General features: G+C 64.8%; 16 protein-coding genes and 4 pseudogenes. 11 read left to right on the forward strand and 9 right to left on the reverse strand.

Annotation, left to right across the window (positions count from 1 at the left end):
* Positions 1 to 206: 206 nt before the first annotated feature.
* From RR42_RS11625 to RR42_RS11635, 3 genes are all read right to left on the reverse strand, one after another.
* Positions 207 to 1,556 (reverse strand): phosphoribosyltransferase family protein, encoded by a 1,350-nt coding sequence (locus RR42_RS11625; protein ID WP_043346857.1) that lies wholly within the window; start codon positions 1,554 to 1,556, stop codon positions 207 to 209.
* Between the two features lie 133 nt (positions 1,557 to 1,689).
* The gene (gene mgtA / locus RR42_RS11630) at positions 1,690 to 4,368 is read right to left on the reverse strand and encodes a magnesium-translocating P-type ATPase (RefSeq protein WP_419188884.1); all 2,679 of its coding nucleotides are present in this window, start codon (positions 4,366 to 4,368) and stop codon (positions 1,690 to 1,692) included.
* Positions 4,369 to 4,613: 245 nt separating this feature from the next.
* On the reverse strand, positions 4,614 to 5,081 hold the full coding sequence (locus RR42_RS11635) for a CBS domain-containing protein (protein ID WP_330218476.1): 468 nt from the start codon (positions 5,079 to 5,081) through the stop codon (positions 4,614 to 4,616).
* A gap of 367 nt (positions 5,082 to 5,448) precedes the next feature.
* Here RR42_RS11635 and RR42_RS11640 point away from each other — a divergent pair, with 367 nt between their 5' ends.
* The 4 genes and pseudogenes from RR42_RS11640 (at position 5,449) to RR42_RS11650 (ending at position 8,252) form a co-directional block, all read left to right on the forward strand.
* Positions 5,449 to 5,943: a hypothetical protein gene (locus tag RR42_RS11640; protein ID WP_144409816.1), complete on the forward strand. Its 495-nt coding sequence runs from the start codon at positions 5,449 to 5,451 to the stop codon at positions 5,941 to 5,943.
* Between the two features lie 174 nt (positions 5,944 to 6,117).
* A complete protein-coding gene (locus RR42_RS38570; protein WP_043346861.1) occupies positions 6,118 to 6,288 on the forward strand; it encodes a YgaP family membrane protein in 171 nt (56 codons plus the stop codon).
* Between the two features lie 48 nt (positions 6,289 to 6,336).
* Positions 6,337 to 6,468: pseudogene (locus RR42_RS38575) on the forward strand (SDR family oxidoreductase); the annotation flags it as partial.
* A gap of 8 nt (positions 6,469 to 6,476) precedes the next feature.
* Positions 6,477 to 8,252, forward strand: coding sequence for a PHA/PHB synthase family protein (locus RR42_RS11650; protein WP_236701906.1), 1,776 nt, complete (start codon positions 6,477 to 6,479; stop codon positions 8,250 to 8,252).
* A gap of 155 nt (positions 8,253 to 8,407) precedes the next feature.
* On the opposite strand, the gene RR42_RS11655 is transcribed toward RR42_RS11650, so the two are convergent.
* From RR42_RS11655 to RR42_RS11665, 3 genes are all read right to left on the reverse strand, one after another.
* Positions 8,408 to 8,830: an Hsp20/alpha crystallin family protein gene (locus RR42_RS11655; RefSeq protein ID WP_043346868.1), complete on the reverse strand. Its 423-nt coding sequence runs from the start codon at positions 8,828 to 8,830 to the stop codon at positions 8,408 to 8,410.
* A 199-nt stretch (positions 8,831 to 9,029) separates the two neighbouring features.
* Positions 9,030 to 9,212, reverse strand: a complete 183-nt coding sequence (locus RR42_RS11660; RefSeq protein WP_043346870.1) for a hypothetical protein — start codon at positions 9,210 to 9,212, stop codon at positions 9,030 to 9,032.
* Positions 9,213 to 9,322: 110 nt separating this feature from the next.
* Entirely contained in the window at positions 9,323 to 9,514 is a 192-nt protein-coding gene (locus tag RR42_RS11665) for a hypothetical protein (protein WP_043346871.1), read from the reverse strand.
* Positions 9,515 to 9,667: 153 nt separating this feature from the next.
* On the opposite strand from RR42_RS11665, the gene RR42_RS11670 reads away from it, so the two are divergent.
* The 5 genes and pseudogenes from RR42_RS11670 to RR42_RS41735 all read left to right on the forward strand — a co-directional run.
* A complete protein-coding gene (locus tag RR42_RS11670; protein ID WP_043346874.1) occupies positions 9,668 to 11,200 on the forward strand; it encodes a thymidine phosphorylase family protein in 1,533 nt (510 codons plus the stop codon).
* Complete coding sequence (locus tag RR42_RS11675; protein ID WP_043346876.1) at positions 11,197 to 12,093, forward strand: ribose-phosphate pyrophosphokinase; 897 nt, start codon at positions 11,197 to 11,199, stop codon at positions 12,091 to 12,093. Before RR42_RS11670 ends, RR42_RS11675 begins: the two co-directional genes overlap by 4 nt.
* Positions 12,094 to 12,276: 183 nt before the next feature.
* Positions 12,277 to 12,561 (forward strand): DUF1488 domain-containing protein, encoded by a 285-nt coding sequence (locus RR42_RS11680; RefSeq protein WP_082054884.1) that lies wholly within the window; start codon positions 12,277 to 12,279, stop codon positions 12,559 to 12,561.
* A 30-nt stretch (positions 12,562 to 12,591) separates the two neighbouring features.
* Positions 12,592 to 12,693 (forward strand): annotated as a pseudogene (locus RR42_RS41730) (1-phosphofructokinase family hexose kinase); the annotation flags it as partial.
* Positions 12,686 to 12,781: pseudogene (locus RR42_RS41735) on the forward strand (1-phosphofructokinase family hexose kinase); the annotation flags it as partial. The pseudogenes RR42_RS41730 and RR42_RS41735, both read left to right, overlap by 8 nt.
* Positions 12,782 to 13,246: 465 nt before the next feature.
* Here RR42_RS41735 and RR42_RS41475 read toward each other — a convergent pair.
* Complete coding sequence (locus tag RR42_RS41475; RefSeq protein WP_269083335.1) at positions 13,247 to 13,381, reverse strand: hypothetical protein; 135 nt, start codon at positions 13,379 to 13,381, stop codon at positions 13,247 to 13,249.
* Between the two features lie 115 nt (positions 13,382 to 13,496).
* On the opposite strand from RR42_RS41475, the gene RR42_RS11690 reads away from it, so the two are divergent.
* Both RR42_RS11690 and RR42_RS11695 read left to right on the forward strand, forming a co-directional pair.
* Complete coding sequence (locus RR42_RS11690) at positions 13,497 to 14,813, forward strand: erythromycin esterase family protein (RefSeq protein WP_043346883.1); 1,317 nt, start codon at positions 13,497 to 13,499, stop codon at positions 14,811 to 14,813.
* 292 nt (positions 14,814 to 15,105) lie between these two features.
* Positions 15,106 to 15,762 carry a SagB/ThcOx family dehydrogenase gene (locus tag RR42_RS11695; RefSeq protein WP_043346885.1) on the forward strand — a complete coding sequence of 219 codons (657 nt, stop codon included), beginning with the start codon at positions 15,106 to 15,108 and terminating at the stop codon, positions 15,760 to 15,762.
* Positions 15,763 to 15,869: 107 nt separating this feature from the next.
* Here RR42_RS11695 and RR42_RS11700 read toward each other — a convergent pair whose 3' ends face one another.
* Both RR42_RS11700 and RR42_RS41740 read right to left on the reverse strand, forming a co-directional pair.
* Positions 15,870 to 16,523, reverse strand: coding sequence for a BON domain-containing protein (locus RR42_RS11700; RefSeq protein WP_043346888.1), 654 nt, complete (start codon positions 16,521 to 16,523; stop codon positions 15,870 to 15,872).
* A gap of 52 nt (positions 16,524 to 16,575) precedes the next feature.
* Positions 16,576 to 16,743 (reverse strand): annotated as a pseudogene (locus RR42_RS41740) (universal stress protein); the annotation flags it as partial.
* Positions 16,744 to 16,758: the final 15 nt, after the last annotated feature.

Raw genomic sequence — 16,758 nt, forward strand, 5'->3', positions numbered from 1 at the left:
AGCCGATAGCGGGCTAGCCGATAGCGAAAAGCATAGCAGCACCCAGCAGAGCATTTGATACAGTGCAGGCCCATACCGTCGGCCCTTCCGATGCATGGCCTCTCCCGTTGCCTGCCTCCTGCCGGCTCCGGGTTCGGATCCAGCCTGTTTGACAAGCGCGGGACCAAGGCCGCGCTGCACGCGCAGTAGCGATATCCCGGGCATGCCTACACGACTGCGACCTGCCCATCGGCAAGCAATTGCGAGAACCAGCTTCCTGTCAGCACAGCCAGTTCTTCTATCGCGGCGGGTTCCTCGAATATCCTGCCCTCGCCTGCAACCAGCCGCAGCTGCCGGGGACAGCGAAGCCTGCCGAACACAAGGTCGTTTCTCCGAATGCCCTCCGGATCGCCGGCGCCCACCACGAGAAGCGTAGGCATGGTCACGCTGCCCACGGCGTCCGCATCGGCCAAGTCCACGCGTCCCGCGGCAAGTACCAGCGCGCGCAGATCCGTCCCTTGCTCCGCCGCCACGCTCAATGCAGCCGCCGCAGCGGTGCCGGTGCCAAAGCAGCCGAGCGGGACCGCCGGCAAACGCAGCCGCGAGTGCACGAAGCCGGGCACCGCCTGCATTACCATCCGCAGCCTGCCGGCCAGCATGGCAATGTCCCGGCGCTTTTCCGTGCGCATCGCCTCCCTTGGCCCGATCAGGTCCACCAGCAGCGTGGCCAGCCCCCTGGCGCGCAGCTTCCTCGCCACATACTGGTTGCGCACGGCATGGTCATCGATGCCATTGGCATGTACCATCAGCACCAATCCTATAGGACTGACGGGGGCGTCGAGCACGCCATGCAGCCTGATGCCGTCGCACAAGATGCCAACCGGCACGGCGGTCGCAAGGGTCTTCCTTGCGCTGGCCTCGGCATTGCGCGGTTCGATATCGCGCCAGAGCAATGCGCGGACTTTTCCGTCCTCCACCTCCGGAAAGCACTGGTAGGCATGGCGGATATCGTGATCCGGCCCGTCGGCGTTCAGGCATACCACCTCGTCGACGCTGGCACGGACCGCCGCCAGCCCTTGGGGCGCGCCCACGGGGACTGCGCAAACCAGCCAGGCTGGCTGCCGCCTGCGTACCGCGTGGATCGCCGCCATCATGGTGGCGCCAGTGCAGAGTCCGTCGTCCACCAGGATCACGATGCGGCCATGCGGGTCAAGCCGCGCACGCTGCGACGTGTAGATCGCGCATTGCTGCTTCAGCAGATCAAGCTTTGCCAGCCGTTCCTGGGCAAAATGCGTGGGAGCGGGCTGCCCGACCGCCGGGTTCTTCACGCGGTAGGTCCAGCCATTCTCGGTCACGGCGCCAACCGCGGCGACGCCATCGTCCGGGCCGATCAGCTTGCTGACCAGTACCACATCGAGTTGCCCCTCCAGCGCATCGGCGAGGCCGCGCCCGATGGGTACGCCGCCCTTCGGAATGGCGAGAATCAAGGGATGCTGGCCCCGATACTTGGAGAGCGCCTCGGCTAGCTGCGCCGCGGCCTCTTCCCGGCTCGCGAAACGGGCAAGTGGCGGACTCATCGATTTGCCTCCCATCCTTCGGGCAGCGGCTGCGCGCTGCGAGTTAGTTCCGGCTTGCACCCAGATTAAGCCGTTGGCATAGCCAGTTCTTGTGCCATGTCAAATATTGGGCCACGACCCCATCGATAGCGCCTCAATCGATCGAAAACCGACCGATCAGCCATCCGCGCAGGGCATAGGTCAGGCAGCAATAGCCAAGGATGATCGGCGGCAGGAATAGCCAGAGCATGCCGGGCGGAGGCAGCAGGCCCAGCGGCTGTGCGAGCGGCGAGTAAGGCAGCCAGATGCCAATCAGGCAAATCGCCAATGTGGTGGCAATCAGCGCGGTGCTGCCACGGCTTTGCACAAAGGGAACGTGTCTTGTGCGAATCACATGAACGATCAAGGTCTGCGACAGCAGCGACTCCAGGAACCAGCCGGTCTGGAACAGGTGCTGCTGAGCCGGCGTGCTAGCGCCCAGTATCCAGTAGAGCGTCGCAAAGGTGACGTAGTCGAACAACGAGCTGATCGGGCCGATGCACAGGATATAGCGGCCGAGCTTGCCGATCTCCCATCGGCGCGGGCGGCTGACGGCATCGTCGTCCACGTTGTCGGTAGGCAGCGCCGTCTGCGAAAAATCGTAGAGCAGGTTATTGGTCAGCACCTGGATCGGCGCCATCGGCAGGAACGGCAGCCAGGCACTCGCGCCGAGTACGCTGAACATATTTCCGAAGTTGGAACTCGCACCCATGCGCAGGTACTTGAGCAGGTTGGCAAAGACCTTACGGCCTTCGATCACGCCGTCGTGCAGGACCAGCAGACTCTTTTCCAGCAGGATGATGCTGGCGGACTCCTTGGCGATATCCGCGCCGCTGTCCACCGAGATGCCCACGTCGGCCGCGTTTAGCGCGGGCCCGTCGTTGATGCCATCGCCGAGCACCCCCACCACCCGTCCGCGCCCGCGCAGGGCCTTGACGATGGCCGCCTTGTGCGCCGGTGCCAGCTTGGCGAAGAGTTGCGTGCGCTCGGCAAGCTCCCCCAGCGCTTGCGGCGTGAGTCCGTCGAGTTCCGCGCCGAGTACGGCCCGACCCACGTCAAGGCCGACTTCCCGGCATATCTTGCGCGCGATCACCGGGCTGTCGCCGGTCAATACCTTGACTTCGATGCCGCTGTCGCGCAGCGCGGCCAGCGCCGGTGCCGCGCTATCCTTGGGCGGGTCGATGAAGGCGATATAGCCAAGCAGGATCAGGGCGGACTCGTCCGCCACCGAGTAAGGTTGTGTATCCGGCGCCGGCGGCAAAGGCTTGTAGGCGATCGCGATCACCCTGAAGCCGTCTTCGTTGAGTGCATTGCACACCGACATCAGCGAATGGCGGTGCGAGTCGTCAAGCGCCATCGCCCGCCCGCCGAGCTCGGCGCTGGCGCATGCGGCATACACTTCCTCCACCGCTCCCTTGCAGACCAGGAGCCTGCCGTGGGGCCCGTCCACCACAACCGACATGCGACGGCGCTCGAAATCGAACGGCACTTCGTCGATCTTGCGGTAGCCACCCTCCAGCCGGAGCGTTTCGCCGACCTCGTCATGCAGGAGCACCGCCTTGTCCAGCAGGTTGTGCAAGCCGGACTGGTGGTAGCTGTTCAGGTAGGCGAATTCCAGCACGCGCGCGGTCTCCTGCCCCGCCAGGTCCACATGCTTCTTCAGGATGATGCGGTCCTGCGTCAAGGTGCCGGTCTTGTCGGTGCACAGGATATCCATGGCGCCCAGGTTCTGGATGGCGCTGAGGTGTTTCACGATCACCTTGCGGCGCGACATGGCAAGCGCGCCTTTTGCCAGGTTCACCGTTACCAGCATCGGCAGCATCTCGGGGGTCAGCCCCACGGCGACTGCCACCGCGAACAGCAGCGCCTCCAGCCAGTCGCCCTTGGTCAGCCCATTGATCAGGAACACCAGCGGCGCAAGGATCACAATCAGGCCGATCATCAGGCGCGCGAAGCGCTGCAGGCCTTGCTCGAACACGGTACCGGAGGTTTCCTCGGACAACGAGCGGGCGATGCCGCCAAACACGGCGCGCGGCCCGGTCAGCACCACCACCACGGTCGCGCTTCCACTGGCCACGGCCGTGCCCATCAGCACGATGTTCTCCAGCGTGCCGGGCTCGTCGCCGCTGGCGCTCTCCAGCGCGAACTTCTCCACGGGCAGCGATTCGCCGGTCAGCGCTGACTGGTTAACGAACAGATCTTTCGAAGCCAGCAGCCGGGCATCCGCGGGAACAAGGTCACCCGCCGCCAGATGAACGATGTCGCCCGGCACCAGTGCGCCGATTGGCAGTTCGCTGGTGATGGGTAATGCCCCCGGCTGCGACCGGCGCTGCGTGGCGGCGGTGGTATGCACCATGGCGCGCAGCGCCGCGGCAGCACGTCCGGAGCGGCGCTCCTGCACGGTGGCCAGGCCAACGCTGAGCATCACCATCAGGGCGATCACCGCGGCCGCGTCGTAGTCTCGGATGGCTGAGGATACCGCTGCCAGGGTCAGCAGCATCACATTGAGCGGATTGAGCAAACGGCGCAGCAGGTCGAGCACCGCCGGGCGCGGACGCTCATGTTCCACCAGGTTGGGGCCGAGGTTTTGCAGGCGCAGGGTGGCCTCGGCGCCTGTCAGCCCCTCCAGGCTGGTATCCAGCTGCTGGAGCAGGGTCGCTTGCGGCAAGCCGGCGGCCCGTAGCAACGCGTCCGGTATGCCGCCAGACGAGGCCGGCTTCTGCCTGCCAGTCGGCGCAGTACCTGCCGCGCCTCGCCCCGATGCGACAGGCCAGTGCCGTAGCCGGCCCACCATCCCGCCCAGGTACTGGATCGCCCGGCCAATCATGAACGCGCCCTTGCCTGTGCTAGCGCAGCCCTGGCAAGCAGGCCGGTGAACCTCGCCCGGTCATTGACCAGCAGCTTGCCGGCGAGTTTGAGGATACCGGAACCCATGTTCTTGCTCTCTTGTCCGTGTGCTGCACTGGACCGCACCGTCCGGTCCCGCGGGTTCCGGGACAGACATCGGACATTGGGCACGGGAGAAGCCCCGCCCGCCACTCAGAGATGCAGCGGTGTCTGCACGCTGCCGGAACGTTCGTGTTCCCGCTCGTTGTGCAGCACGCTGGCGAGCATGTTCCACTGAGCGCCAAGGGCATCAACGATATCATCCAGCGACAGTACGCCCACCACCGCTTCGGCATGCGTTACCGCGAGGCGGCGCACGCCGTGCGCCAGCATCGTCTGCAACGCGTCGTCGATGCCTGCATCCTTGCCGATCGCCACCACGCCGCGCGTCATCACGTCCGCAACAGTCGCCTCCGCGGGCACCGTGCCTGCGGCGGTGCTCTGCAGCACGATGTCGCGATCCGTTACGATGCCCATCGCGCGCTGGCCGCCTCCGAAGGGCTCCGTCACCACCAGCGCGCCAACGTGGCGGTCGCGCATCTGCACCGCAGCGTCGCGCAGCGTGCACGTACGCGGGATATGAACGGCGGACAGCGAGCAAATCTCTTCGATCCTCATCATGCTTCTCCTGGCTTGACCTGGGTTTGTGCTGATTCAGATTCCCGTAGCGTTCGCCGGCGATGCTCAGGGGGGATCAAGGCACGCCGGTGTCATGCATTCAGTCTAATGTCGGGCGCTCAGCAGCCATTGACGCAGATCAATTGCGCCCGCAGCGCGGCGCAGGAGGACGCGCAGGAGGACGAGATGTATCAGGCCATGTGCGAAACCTGCTTGCCAGAGTGGCCTCACAACGGGGCAAGAAAATAGCCGGCTGCGCGGTCCACCTTGCGTCGCATTGCGCTGGATCAAGCCACGCGTGGCTTCGCCGGCAATACTGTAACTGTCGCCGCCCTGTTGAGGCCGGCAATTAATGCGGACCAAAACCATCATGGCTAGCAAGCGTGTCGTCGCCTGTCTCGCGGCAGCGGCGTTGATCGGGCTCATCGAACCAGCGTTGCCCGTCCATGGGGCGCGACCGTATGCCGATACCCCGCTTCAGGTACAGGAGATGAACGGGATCCCCTATGTGTCCGGCGGTATCGGCGACGATGAGGTGAAAGCCATTCGCTCGATGGCGGGCCGCTTCAATGTGCGGCTTGGCTTCTACAATGCGAAGGGCGGCGAGGCGCTGTCCGACGTCGTGGTATCCGTGGTGGATAGCAACGGCAAGCGGCGTCTGCGGGTAGTCTCGTCCGGTCCCTTGCTATACATGCGACTGCCGGCCGGTGCTTATACCTTGCGTGCCGAGTATCAAGGCGACAGCCAGACGCGCCGGTTCACTGCCGGGCATGCCCCGGTCAGCTACCTGTTTCGCCTGCGCGTCAACGAGATGGAAGACGACTGGATCTATTGCGATTCGAAGTGCCCCCGACGCGGCCGGTGACACCGGAGCCGTTTGACGGCATTGCGTACGCTTCGGCGCTAGTACGTGTCAAAGTTGCCATAGATCAAAGCCACCGGCAGCCATCTGGCTATATTGGGTTCCTGCGGTCGGGATCGCGAAACGACCCCGGCAACGCCGCATCTGCATTTAACGAGCTATCGAGGGGATGACGCCGTGCAAACCAATATCGGTACGGTTGACCGCACGTTCAGGATCGTTGTCGGCCTGGCCCTGATCGGCCTTGCCGTCACCGGCACGATCGGCGTGTGGGGATGGATTGGCGTCATCCTGGTCCTGACAGGGCTCGTCCGCATCTGTCCACTCTACAGCCTGCTCGGTGTCTGACCCTGCCCGGCCTCGGGCGGAAAGCCCGACTGATCCGGCCTGCCTTCGCCCGTGGCCCCCGCCGGCAGGCTTCGGCGCCCGGAAGAGGTCGCGGCGCCGATTACCCTCACGTGCTCCGATGACGCAGCGTTTGTCACCGGCGCCAATATCGCCATCAATGGCGGGCAGCACATGCAATGAACGCCCCTATGCCAACCCGTGAACTTGCCGCCGCACCCGAGGCGGAATGCGGCTGCGCTCCCATCGATGCCGCACCGGACCAGTTCGACGAGCAAGTGCGCTCTACGCTGGCCTGCGCGACGCAGGGCATGTCGCTTGCCTCGTTCTGGCTGGCCGGACTGGACTGGGCGTTGCACCTGGCCGTCTCCCCTGGCAAGGTCGACGCGTCCCTGGGAGAGTGGATGAGCGCAATGATTGCCGCGACCGGCGGCATGTTGCCCGGTCCGGCCACTGCGCAACCAGCACCCGGCGCAACGGCGCCGCCGTCCGACCTGCGCTTCGCCGATCCCGCCTGGTCGCAGTGGCCTTTCCGCTTCTGGCGCGATGCCTTTCACAACAACGAGGCGCTATGGGCGTCGCTGACGCACGGGCTGCGTGGCGTATCGCCGCACCATGAGCGGATCGTGTCGTTCTGCGCGCGGCAGATGTTCGATACCTGCTCGCCCGGCAATGCCTGGTGGCTGAATCCCGTGGTGCTGCAAGCCGCCGCTGCCAGCGCCGGCGGCAATTTCGTCAACGGGATCCAGCACTGGCTGCACGATATGCAGGACGTGGTGGCGGACCTGTCACGCGAACCAAAGTTGCGTCGCCCGCCCACCTTCAAGGTAGGACGGGATGTCGCCGTTACGCCCGGCAAGGTGGTGTTCCGCAATGCCCTGATCGAGCTGATCCAGTACGCGCCAGCCAGCGCCGAGGTATGGCGGGAGCCAGTGCTGATCGTGCCTTCCTGGATCATGAAGTACTACATCCTGGACTTGCAGCCGCGGGACTCGATGGTGCGCTTCCTGGTCGAGCAAGGCCACACGGTCTTCATGATCTCGTGGAAGAACCCGGGTGCCGATGCGCGCGACCTCGGGCTTGACGATTACCTGCGTCTCGGCGTGCGGGCCGCCTTGCACGCGGTGCGGGAGCGCTGCCCCGATACGCGTATCCACGCCGCCGGCTATTGCCTGGGCGGCACGCTGCTGTCGATCTGCGCGGCGGCGCTTAGCCGCGACGACAGTGGCTTGCCCCTGCAAAGCCTGACCTTGTTCGCCAGCGAGACGGACTTTACCGAGCCAGGAGAACTCGGCCTGTTCATCGACAGCAGCGCCTTGTCCACGCTGGACGCGATGATGCGCCAGCAAGGTTACCTGGACGGTCCCCAGATGGCAGCCGCTTTCCAGATGCTGCATTCGCGCGACCTGGTCTGGTCCCGCATGATGAGCGAGTACCTGCTCGGCAAGCGGCTGCGCCCCAACGACCTGGTGTCATGGAACCGGGACGTCACCCGCCTGCCCTTTCGCATGCATTCGGAGTGCCTGCACAAGCTGTTCCTCAACAACGACCTGGCGGAAGGACGCTATTGCGTGGATGGCCGCCCCGTCGCCCTGTCAGACATCGGCATGCCGATCTTCGCGGTCGGCACGGAGCATGACCATGTCTCGCCCTGGCGCTCGGTCTACAAGCTGCATCTGCTGACGTCGGCGCCGTTGACGTTCCTGCTAACCTCGGGCGGCCACAATGCCGGCATCGTGGCCGACCCTTCGCATCCCGGCCGCCGATACCGGGTGGAAACGCGCGCGGCGCAGGCAACCTATGGCAGCCCCGAACGCTACCTCTCGACCGCGCGACGGCATGAGGGATCCTGGTGGCCCTGCTGGCAGGCCTGGCTGGCGTCACACTCCACCGGCCGGGTCCCCGCGCGCGACGCGGCGCACGGCGCGCTCGCCGACGCACCCGGGAGCTACGTGCTGGAGGGTTAGGCAGACCGTTGCGACGCGAGCCCGCGCGCATTGATGCCATCCACCGCGATGGCCCGACGGTCAGGCCGGGCCTGACCGGCACTGTCCGGTATTCCATGACGTGCCCTGTGCATTGGCTGCGCTGATGCCCGTGGGCGGCCCCGGAAAACACCATGTCAGCGGATCGTCACACGCTGTTGCGGCGAGGCTTCTTTCTTGGGCAGTACCACCCGAAGGACACCGTTCTCGTAGCTGGCATCCACCTTGCCTTCGTCCACGGCGCTGTCAAGCGTGAAGGCGCGTTGCATCGCGCCGCTGTAGCGCTCACGCCGGATCACGCGCTCACCTTCCTTCTGCTCGGAGGACTTTTCCACCTTGGCTGAGATCATCACCGTGCCGCGATCGACGCAGACTTCGATATCCTCCTTCTTAGCGCCGGGAATCTCCGCGACCAGGCTGTAAGCCTTGTCGGTCTCCGTCACGTCGACCTTGAACGCAAATCCGCCATCATTGGTGCCACGCAAGGCGCGTAGCATGCCTTGCAACATGTCACCGACCGGTTCGACCGACAGCGGATCATAAATCCTGAGATTGCGCATTGTTGCCTCCTTGGGGTGAACGGCCCGCAAGAGGAGCGGACCTCCGGTTCATGGTGGCATAGCGCGCTGATGGCACCTTGTCCCAGATCAAGCGCGGCGGAGCTAGATTTCGCCTTCGCCACACAGGCGATGCCGGATCGCATAGCGCACCAGTGCCAGCTTCGCTGGGCAACCGCAGCTTTTCCATCAGCCGCATCTTTTAGGTGCTCACGGTCTTGGCGCTGACGCACAAGGCGGCGGCAAACACGCCCGACCGCAGTGGCCCGTCCGCCATCAGCCGTACCTTGCCGCGCTTGCAGCGCGGCGCCGTATGGCAGAGACTTTGCGAATCCTGGTCCTTTACTACCTCTGCTACCCGATCGACAACATCCTTGTCCTGCATCAAGACCTATGCATCCAAGCTAAACAATGCTGGCATCAGGAAGCAGGCATCCGCCGGAGCAAGGTTCATGAGCCGCGTACCCACAGCCAGCCATTGCGAGAACGACGAGCCTATGCGCTCGGCCCGGCAATCCCGCCATGCTGTGCGGTCCACTGCCGCGCCCTCGCCGTGGCGATGCGGATGGCCATGCCCTCGTCCATGCCTTCGCGCAGCAGGGCGTTGGCAATCTCGATGGCCTTCTCCCGTGTGTCAGGGGCCAGATGTTTCATCGAAGCTGGATAGTAGTCCGCGTCCCAGGGCATGTTTCACTCCATCCACGTCATCCATCAGCGGCCGGCAGGTATTCCGGCTCAGTATGGCGCACCCATTGGCGCGCGATCTGACGTGGCGCAATAACCGGCGCGAAATCCCGCGGCGCGACTTCGCCCCCGCTTGCGCCGACCAAGGACCAAGCCATGCATACGCAAACGCAAGCCGCTGCCGAAACCCTGACCTTCAAGCCGCTGGAGATCGACACCTACCAAGAGCATGTGATCTACATGCATCGGGACTGCGTGGTGTGCCATGCCGAAGGCTTCTCCGCTCAGACTCGGGTACAAGTGAGTACTGGCGCGGGCGCGCAATCCCTGATTGCCACGCTCAATGTGGTGGGGGACGCGCTACTGGCGCCTTCCCAGGTAGGCTTGTCTTCCGGTGCGAGCCAGCAACTCGGTGTAGCGGCTGGCGACATCATCGCCGTCACGCATGCGCCGGGCCTGGAATCCCTGCGCGCGGTGCGCAGCAAGATCCACGGCAATCCACTCGACGCGCCGCAGCTCTGCGCCATCATGGGCGATATCTCTGCCGGCCGGTACTCGGACGTGCACATTGCTGCCTTCCTGAGCGCGTGCGCGGGCGGCCGGATGACCACGCAGGAAACCGTCGACCTGACCTGCGCCATGCTCGACACCGGCGACCGACTCGATTGGGACCGCCCCGTGGTCGCCGACAAGCATTGTGTCGGCGGGCTCCCGGGCAATCGCACCAGCCCGATCGTGGTAGCCATCTGCGCGGCAGCGGGCTTGCTGCTGCCCAAGACCTCCTCGCGCGCCATCACCTCTCCCGCCGGCACCGCCGACACCATGGAAGTACTGACCCGGGTCACGCTGAGCGCGGCGGAGATGCGCCGCGTGGTGGAGCGGGTCGGCGCCGCGCTAGTGTGGGGCGGCTCCCTGACGCTCAGTCCCGCGGACGATGTACTGATCCGCGTGGAACGCGCGCTGGAAATCGACAGCGATGCCCAACTGGTAGCGTCCGTGCTGTCGAAGAAACTGGCGGCCGGCTCCACCCATGTGCTGATCGATGTGCCGCTCGGACCCACCGCCAAAGTCAGGACGGATGCAGACCTGGCGCGCCTGCGCCTGCTCCTTGAGGAGGTGGCGCGCGCGTTCGGCATGCATGTTCTGGTGGTCCATACCGACGGCAGCCAGCCCGTTGGGCGCGGAATCGGTCCCGCGCTGGAAGCGCGCGATGTGCTGGCCGTGTTGCAGGGCGCGGAATCAGCACCGGCCGACCTGCGGGGCCGCGCCCTGCTGCTGTCCGCAAGCCTGATGGAATTCTGCGGCGCAGTGCCTGCCGGGCAAGGCCTGGCACTGGCAACGCGCCTGCTCGCCGATGGCGCCGCCTGGGCCAAGTTCCAGGCCATCTGCGAAGCACAGGGCGGCCTGCGCCAGCCGGGCAGCGCCCCGTTGCGGCGCGAAATCCTGGCACCGGCCGATGGCATCGTGACCAGCATCGACAATCGGCTGCTGTCGCGCGCAGCCAAGCTGGCGGGTGCCCCCAACCGGAAGGCGGCGGGTATCGACATGCACGTCCGCCTCAACGATGCCGTGCGCGCAGGCCAGCCCCTCTTTACCATTCACGCGCTGGCACAGGGCGAACTGGCCTACAGCCAGAACTTCCTGACGACGCATCCCGCGATCAATATCGGCACGACGGAGCAAAGATGAAACCAACCTTGTTCGCCTTGCCGGGCAATGAGCGGGCCGCGCGGGCACTGGCGAGCGCGCTGGGAGCCGACTGGGGCAGCGCCGCGATACGGCATTTCGCAGATGGGGAATCCAGCGTGCGCCTGCTGTCACCGCTGCAGGGCAGGCAGGCCATCCTCTTTTGCACGCTCGACCGTCCCGACGAGAAAATCGTACCCCTGCTGTGGGCCGCCATCGCTGCGCGCGAAAGCGGTGCAAGCCGCGTCGGCTTGGTGGCGCCCTACCTCGCGTACATGCGGCAGGACGCCGTCTTTCATCCGGGCGAGATCGTGGCGGCACGGCATTTTGCCGCACTCTTGTCCCGTCACTTCGATTGGCTGGTCACGGTGGACCCGCACCTGCACCGCATTGCCACCCTCGACGACATCTACACCATCCCCACGCAATGCGTTCAGGCCGCGCCAGCCATCGCGTCATGGCTGCGGGCCACAGTGAACCAACCGTTCCTGGTCGGGCCGGACGAAGAAAGCCGTCAATGGGTAAACGACGTCGCACGCCGGTGCCAGGCACCGGCCATAGTGCTGCATAAGACGCGGCACGCAGACCGCTGCGTTGAAATCCAGGCAGCCGACCTGAACGCGGCGGCTGGATGCACACCAGTCCTGCTGGACGATATCGTGGCCACCGGCTCGACCATGGTGGCGGCGGCGAATCTGTTGCGGCGGGCCGGACTGGCACCGCCTGTCTGCGTTGCGGTGCACGCGGTATTCGCGGGCGATGCCTTTGCCGAACTGCGCGCGGTTGCCGCCGAGATCGTCACCTGCGACACGGTCTCCCATTCGTCGAATGGGATTGCGCTGGCCGCGCCGCTGGCTGAAGCGGTATCCGCCGTAACCAGCATTGCGTCGCGGTAAGCGCAACCGACAATCTCTTGCACCGGCTTGACGTTGGACAGAAAACCGTGCGGTTCGGCTTGCGGCGGCAATCGTACTGTCTAGACTGCAGAAAGCCGACAAGGTGATTGTGGCCTTGACGTTTTCTGTGCTTCTCCTCGCCTTTCCCTGCTCTGCTTTTTTCTCGCCCCGGGGGGTGATGCCATGACCATCAAACAGATCATCTTTCCCAAGACCAGCCCCTCATTTTGCCCCGCCGATCTGTCTCTCGAATGCCCTGTCAGCGTGAACGGCGCAACGGCCAGCTACGCGATCACGGCCGAAGCACTGGAAGACCACTTTGGCGCGCGCTCGCACCGGGCTGAAGACCTGATCCAGGCCTTCGAAGGACACCGCAAGGACATCGAACGCGTGGCCCGGCAGTTGTTCGAAATGACCGCCGCCCATAATATTGTGCTGCACAGCGGTCATTTCCGCTTCGCGGTATAGCGTCCAGTTTCCAGAAGGCGACGGCGGGTCATACCAGACACCGTCACTGTCACGCTGGATCCCGCTGTGGATGTAGCGACCTCCATCGAGCGGGTGCTCGATACGCGAAAATTGAGATGCAGCGCCTGCCGATATGTACGCCCGGCTCGCACGCACAGCCAGCGCACGCGGCACACGCGCGGTGCTGGACACCTCGGGTCCCGCGCTCGCCGCGGCGCTGCTGTGCCCCGGGCCATCGGCTTGCGCTGAATTTGCCGTGCCGGTGCCCGCCGATTGCAAGCGCCAGGGCATCGGCAGCCTGCGGCTCGGCAAGATGGTGGCCTGCTGCCGCGCCCGCGGCGCACGGGAGCGGGTGGGCATACTGGCCGCCCGCCTTTGACCGGCCGGGGACAGGGGTTGCGCTGGATCAAGTCATTCGCGGCCATTTCATCGATACTGATTAAATACGTGGTACACAGCAGCGGCAACGCTATCCTGCCCCTGGAGCAGGCTTAACCGGCATGGATTGCCTATGCGTCAGTCCCGGAACAACGCTAGCAATCGGCGCCGCGAAGATCCAAAGGCCGCGGGCGCCGACGAGGCTATGCTACCGCCGCGCGGCAGGATCCTCATGCCGCGCTACCCGATGCGGCAAAAAACAGCCTCGCTCGCGTTCAGCGCGCTGGGCGCGACACCGGACTCGCTGCTAGGCATGCCACGACCGCGCCTGCTGCGCTTGCTCGCCTTGGTCGAGGAACTGCAGCGCGCGCTCGACCTCACGCGTGACGGGATAGCCCTCGCGCTTGCCAGCACGCACACGCCACCAAGTAAACCGGTCCAAGTGGCAGCCCCTGAGCCCTCCGAATTTGCCACCGGCGAATCCTGCCAAGGCAAACGAAGAACGCGCAGCGTGCCTCGTCGTCACGCGCGGAAGGCTCCATGAGGAGGAAAAAGTCATGTGCCCACAGCTCACCCCATTCCTGGCCGTGCGCCTATTGGCGCGGCGGCTCAATGACAATGACAGTGACTACGAGGAGGTGCTAGCGCTGGCCGAGGGACGGAACTTTATCCTGCTGGGGGAGGCGACGCACGGCACCCGTGAGTTCTATCGCATGCGCGCCGACATCACGCGCTTGTTGATCATGCGTGGTGAAGTGGGCGCCATCGCCATCGAGGGCGACTGGCCCGATGTCTGGCGCGTGAATCGCTTTGTCCTGGGCGAGGGCAGCGACGTCGCCGAATCCGCGCTGGATGACTTCCAGCGTTTCCCCGCCTGGATGTGGCGCAATCGAGAGATGCTGGCATTCGTTGCCTGGCTGCGCGCGCACAACACCACGCTGCCGGTTGCCGCCCGCGTCGGCATCTATGGCCTGGACTTGTACAGTCTGTATCGGTCGGCGGACGCGGTGATCCGCTATCTTGAACAAATCGACCCTGATCAGGCGGAACTGGCGCGCGCTCACTATGCGGCCTTGGATCATGTCCGGGAGCCGCAGACTTATGGCTACGAGGCGGCCACGGGTCAACGCCGCAGCGCGCGCGATGGCGCCATTGCGCAACTGCTGAAACTCCGCGAGGATGAGGCGGAGCACCTCTCGCGAGACGGTCTTTCCGCCATGGATGCGTTTTTTTTTGCCGAGCGGAATGCGCAGGTCGTCGTCAATGCAGAACATTACTATCGCGCCATGTTCGAGCGACGCATCAACACCTGGAACCTGCGCGATGCCCATATGGCGCAAACCCTGTTTGCCATTTCCAGGCACCGCCTCCGCCAGGGCGGCGCCGGCCGCGTAGTGGTGTGGGCACACAACTCGCATGTCGGCGATGCACGGGCCACTGAGACACACACGCACGGCGAGTGGAACCTCGGCCAGTTGGTGCGGCAGGAAGCCGGCGCGGATGCCTTGCTGGTGGGCTTCACCACCTACACGGGCCATGTCTGCGCGGCGTCCGCCTGGGACGCCGCGGCGGAACAAAAATGGGTCCGCCCTGCCCTGCGGGACAGTTGCGAGGCACTCTTTCACGCCAGCGGACTGGACCGCTTTTACCTGCCTCTGGATACCCCGAGCGCGGCGGAATTGCGCATGCCCATGCTACAGCGCGCCATTGGCGTGCTCTATTTGCCCGAATCGGAGCGCGCGAGCCACTATTTCACCGCTGCGGTCGCGAATCAGTTCGATGCCATCTTCCATGTGGACGAAACCAGTGCGGTGGAGCCGCTGGCGCCGCCGCTTGGGTGGCACCAGCCCGAGGCGACGCAAACGCTAGCCTGAAATTGCGCGGTAAGGGCGGGTTGGGGATCTGGCGCTACCAGCATAGCAAGGCCATCGCCCCCGACAACACGCTCTTCATTCACCCAGTGCCAACGAACCCTCCCCGTGCGGCGCCGACCCACTGTTCGATTGGTGGCAGGTCAGCGCTTTCTGGAGTGCGAAATGGCGGCGCGAAATCAATCGGCTGACGCAGATCAAGGCGTGCCATCGATCCGGAACTAAGCTCGGATTATTCTGGCTGTGCGTGACGCCGGCCGGCCCGCAAATCCCGAGTTCCAGGACGAGGTGAAACATGAGCGAAGTAAAGAGGCTGCAATACGAGCCGATCACCGGCTTACTGCCGCGCCCCGCAAGCGGCGGCGCTGACAAGCACATTGACTTTCCCGAACCTGATATGTCCGGGGGGCTGCCCTTGATGGGAGCGCTTTGGCAACGCAAGAGTACTCGGTCTTTCACAGAGGAAGCGTTAAGCACCCGGCAACTCGGCGACCTGCTGTGGGCCGCCGACGGGGTCAACCGGCAGGGCGGCGGGCGCACCGCACCTTCGCCTCATGGCTTGAACGAGATCGACATCTACGTGGCGCTGCCCCAAGGCCTGTATTGCTACGACACGGCCCATCACCGCCTTATCCGCAAACGTGCGAGTGACATGCGCAACCTGACTGGATATCAGGACTTTGTCGGCCTCGCGCCGCTGGACTTGATCTTTGTCGCGAACTATGGCCGGATGACCGGGCTAGTGCCACAGCAGCGCGGGGTATTCGCCGCAGTCAGCGCGGGCGCGATTGCGCAGAATGTCTATCTATATTGCGCCTCGGCGGGGCTGGGCACGGTAGTACGCGGATGGCTGAACCACCGGGCGCTCGCTGAAGCCATGTCGCTGAACGAGGACGAGGTGCCGCTGCTAGCGCAGACCGTGGGCTTTCCCCTCGTTGCCGTGACACAGTAGCGCAGTAGCCAGCCCAAACAACGCAGACTGCGCCGCGCGCCCGGCAATCGACAAGCATGCGAAGCGCCAAGCGCCGACGCCTTGCCGCCGGGCGAACATCTCAGGTCTCATAGACCCACCGTCATGCGGTCCACCACCTGCGTCACGCCGGGAGCGGACCATGCCGTCTCTCGGGCAGCACGGATTTCGGCCCAGTTGCGCAGCGTGCCAGACAATGTGACGGTACCTCCGGCGACGGCGATGTTCAGGTGCGAAGCATCGGCGATCGCCTGGCGCGAAAGCGCATTGGTGATTCGCTTTGCGAGATCTGTCGGGACAACCGTCGGGCGCACGCTGACGCCGTTGGCAATGCTAGTAACACCCCGCACCCGCCGCACCATGTCGGCGGCGGCCGCGCGCTGGTAGCCGTGGTCCACCTCGCCCGTCAGCGTCACCGCGCCATGCTCTACCATCACCCTAATGGTGTCGGCGGGTATGGCGGCATTCCACATCAGCGCGTTTTCGATCCCACGCGCAATGTCGGCATCCGGCCGCTGCTCGTCGGGCGACAGGCGCACGTCGAGTTCGACCACCACCGCCCCCACGCCGAAAACACGCCGCACCGCTTCTTCCACCGCATGCTTTGCTGCGAAACTGTCAAGCTGACCACTCAAGGTCACCACGCCCTCGTTGACCTGAACGCCGATGCTCTCGGCGCGGATTTCGGGATCCCATTCCAACTCTTCGCAAACATCCTGCTTGAGCTGCGCATCGCTTTTCATGGCGTTCTCCTGTCCGTCAATTCGTGTTACCGCACCGGCAACGTGCCGGCAATCAATGTGACATCAGCACCGGCACTGTCATGGTGTCCAGCAAAGTCTGTGTGACACCGCCCAGTACCAACTCGCGCAGACGGCCTTGGCCGTACGCGCCCATTACCGCCAAATCGGCGCCGAAGTCTGCCGCGCGCGAGAGTAGTGTCTCGCCGATGGCAATGTCCGATCCTTCCTGGCAGTA

Origin of the sequence: Cupriavidus basilensis, assembly GCF_000832305.1 — a bacterium.
Taxonomy (GTDB): Bacteria; Pseudomonadota; Gammaproteobacteria; order Burkholderiales; family Burkholderiaceae; genus Cupriavidus; species Cupriavidus basilensis_F.

What these genes read in the sequence shown, in the direction of transcription:
- RR42_RS11635 (WP_330218476.1), bottom strand. Translation starts at nt 5,081, where the DNA reads ATGATGAGGATCGAAGAGATTTGCTCGCTGTCCGCCGTTCATATCCCG.
- RR42_RS11690 (WP_043346883.1), top strand. Translation starts at nt 13,497, where the DNA reads ATGTGCCCACAGCTCACCCCATTCCTGGCCGTGCGCCTATTGGCGCGG.
- RR42_RS11640 (WP_144409816.1), top strand. Translation starts at nt 5,449, where the DNA reads ATGGCTAGCAAGCGTGTCGTCGCCTGTCTCGCGGCAGCGGCGTTGATC.
- RR42_RS11660 (WP_043346870.1), bottom strand. Translation starts at nt 9,212, where the DNA reads ATGCAGGACAAGGATGTTGTCGATCGGGTAGCAGAGGTAGTAAAGGAC.
- RR42_RS11700 (WP_043346888.1), bottom strand. Translation starts at nt 16,523, where the DNA reads ATGAAAAGCGATGCGCAGCTCAAGCAGGATGTTTGCGAAGAGTTGGAA.
- RR42_RS11670 (WP_043346874.1), top strand. Translation starts at nt 9,668, where the DNA reads ATGCATACGCAAACGCAAGCCGCTGCCGAAACCCTGACCTTCAAGCCG.
- RR42_RS11680 (WP_082054884.1), top strand. Translation starts at nt 12,277, where the DNA reads ATGACCATCAAACAGATCATCTTTCCCAAGACCAGCCCCTCATTTTGC.
- RR42_RS11695 (WP_043346885.1), top strand. Translation starts at nt 15,106, where the DNA reads ATGAGCGAAGTAAAGAGGCTGCAATACGAGCCGATCACCGGCTTACTG.
- RR42_RS11675 (WP_043346876.1), top strand. Translation starts at nt 11,197, where the DNA reads ATGAAACCAACCTTGTTCGCCTTGCCGGGCAATGAGCGGGCCGCGCGG.
- mgtA (WP_419188884.1), bottom strand. Translation starts at nt 4,368, where the DNA reads ATGGTGGGCCGGCTACGGCACTGGCCTGTCGCATCGGGGCGAGGCGCG.
- RR42_RS11625 (WP_043346857.1), bottom strand. Translation starts at nt 1,556, where the DNA reads ATGAGTCCGCCACTTGCCCGTTTCGCGAGCCGGGAAGAGGCCGCGGCG.
- RR42_RS11650 (WP_236701906.1), top strand. Translation starts at nt 6,477, where the DNA reads ATGCCAACCCGTGAACTTGCCGCCGCACCCGAGGCGGAATGCGGCTGC.
- RR42_RS11655 (WP_043346868.1), bottom strand. Translation starts at nt 8,830, where the DNA reads ATGCGCAATCTCAGGATTTATGATCCGCTGTCGGTCGAACCGGTCGGT.
- RR42_RS11665 (WP_043346871.1), bottom strand. Translation starts at nt 9,514, where the DNA reads ATGCCCTGGGACGCGGACTACTATCCAGCTTCGATGAAACATCTGGCC.